This is a genomic window from cf. Phormidesmis sp. LEGE 11477, assembly GCF_015207105.1.
GTDB lineage: Bacteria > Cyanobacteriota > Cyanobacteriia > Phormidesmidales > Phormidesmidaceae > Phormidesmis.
The window spans coordinates 1-1,514 of sequence record NZ_JADEXO010000266.1; the positions used below are offsets into that span (position 1 = coordinate 1).

The 1,514-nt window shown below is 52.4% G+C and carries 1 protein-coding gene; it reads right to left on the reverse strand.

From position 1 onward, the window contains the following. The coding region (locus tag IQ256_RS29200; protein WP_228025402.1) for a peroxidase family protein at positions 1-1,514 on the reverse strand (1,514 nt) is incomplete at both ends.

Sequence of the window (1,514 nt, forward strand, 5' to 3'; positions counted from 1 at the left end):
CGATTGCTGTTGGCCAGCACACCGTCTGGAAATGTCTCGCTGTTGTTGATTGGTAATAAATCACCGTCTGAGACTTTCAGTCGTCCGGTGCCATCGTTGGTTCTTAGGGCTATGGCCCGCGATTCATTGGTGCCATACACCATGCTCGCATCCATGAAGGTGCTCACCAGGTTGGGGTGGCGCAGCGGGTTGCTGATGCTCGTGCCCGTAGCACCATCAAAGGTTGTGCGGCGCAGGTTAATTTCGCTCGTACCGGTGAAGAAGGGATCGAAGGCCGAATCTCCAAGCGGGATAGCGATATCGATCTCTTCGGTTGGGAAGCTAGTCTCAGGAACAACAAAGGTGAAGTAGCCGTTTTCATCTGTGACTACCTGCAAGCGGCCTAGCGCTAGCGGTAGGTTAGCCAGCGGATTACCTTCTGTGTCTAGAATCTGACCGGAGATGCGAGTAGTGGTATCAGGGTCTGGCGCTACGGTTAAAGAGACTTGTTGCGTAGTCTCGTTGACGCCATCTGTGGCTACTAGCGTAAAGTCATAGGTGCCGATCTGGTTCGGGGTGGGTTCAAAGATAAGCCTGCCAGAACCATCTAACCGACCGGTGGGTAGGTCTCCCTCGCTCTTAAACGAGTAGGTGACTATTTGACCTTCAGGGTCGGTTGCCGTCAGCGGAATCTCTATCTTTTGTCCGGCAGTAACGGTAAGCGGCTCAATCGATTCGAAGATAGGGGCTAGATCTGTACCAGGGCCTGACGTGTCGTCTTCTACAACAAAGTCAAGCGTCGTTTGCGTTATGTTGCCTGCAGCATCGGTCAGCGTCAGCGCTAGCGCATAGTCACCAGCTTCTGTCGGCAGCGCTTGCAGCGCCTGTTCAAACGTTCCGGCTGGAATCTCGAAAGTAATGGGTGTCTCGCCTGCTAGGGTAACGGTTGCTGTTACCGCTTCGTTTACAGAACCAACTAAACGAATCAAGCCATCTTCAGTGGCTACTGTTTGTAGCTCAGTCACCAACAGTGCTGGCCCTTCTGTATCAAATGTGTAGCTATAGGCTACGGGCTCAGACACGTTACCAAAGCTATCTTCTGCAACTGCCCTTAACGTATAGCGACCGTCTGCCAAAGGCTGACCTAGCGCGGTTTCTAGCGCGGCTATATCTAGTGTGAAACTGCCTGATTGCAAGTATTGGGAGGCATCGACGTAGCTGCTGATCGGGGGGCTACTGTCTGCTGCATCCACCAAAGAAATCTTGAGCCCAGCGATATCACTCTGGTCTAAGACGGTTCCAGCAACTGTAGGAACAGAAGTAACGTCATCGTCAGCACTGCCAGTATCTTCTACTAGCGCCAGTGTCACGATAGGTGCGTCTATATCGGAGGAAACCTTCGAGGGCGTGAGGAATCTACTATCTAACTCAGGGTCGATGGTCTGTCGCTCAATTTTTACCTGCTTGGTAAATTGCTCTGCCGCCAGCAGAGAATCGTCTGAGACGGTTCCTCTGACGTCTACCTTGCCGATGAC